Source organism: Vibrio sp. 378 (genome assembly GCF_033339435.1).
In genome coordinates this window covers 1-766 of sequence record NZ_JAWOUO010000429.1, presented here as the reverse complement: position 1 = coordinate 766, position 766 = coordinate 1, and the positions used below count along the sequence as shown (strand labels likewise).

Annotated in this window: 1 protein-coding gene; it reads left to right on the top strand. The window is 46.0% G+C overall.

Going from position 1 to position 766, the window contains the following annotated elements; genetic code table 11:
• Positions 1 to 133 precede the first annotated feature (133 nt).
• Positions 134 to 766: tRNA1(Val) (adenine(37)-N6)-methyltransferase (locus R7Q48_RS26740; RefSeq protein ID WP_318133256.1), on the top strand; the 633-nt coding region annotated here is incomplete at its 3' end.

The window sequence follows — 766 nt, the reverse complement described above, 5'->3', positions numbered from 1 at the left end:
AGATCAAAAGAACCGTACAGTTCTTTATCTCGATCAATTAACAATACAATTTAATAACCAACAAAACAACAATCTATACAAATAAGAAACAATAGAGAATTTCACTTAAATATTGAGCAGATAAAAAACAATCATGAAGAGCGGAAAATTTCAAACTAAAGGCTTCAAGTTTAAGCAGTTTTGTATCGAAGGAGGCGAAAGTGGCATGCCGGTGAGTACCGACGGCGTGATGCTAGGCGCGTGGATGGAAAGTCCGAGCCCTGCCCATATCTTGGATATCGGGACAGGAACAGGGTTACTCGCTTTGATGTGTGCTCAACGCTTTCCTGACGCAAAAATTACCGCCGTTGACATCGAAACCACAGCGGTTGAAGCCGCAAGCCACAATTTTTCGCACTCGCCGTGGCACGACCGACTCTCAGTTCAGCATACCGATGTTTTGATTTTTTCGCCGCCGCAACGCTTTCAACGCATTGTTTGCAACCCACCCTATTTCAACACTGGTGAGCAAGCTAAACAAAGCCAGCGAGCAACCGCTAGGCATACCGACTCCCTACGCCATGATGCGTTGCTTAAGTGTTGTTATCAGTTGCTAGATACAGAAGGAAAAGCCAGCTTTGTGCTGCCAATCACCGAAGGGGAGCTATTTATTGAACTAGCATTAACCCAGGGTTGGGCTCTATCTCGACTGTGCCGCGTGCAACCATCGGAAAAGAAACCCGTGCACCGTTTGCTGTTTGAACTGGCAAAGCAACCTTGCGATACT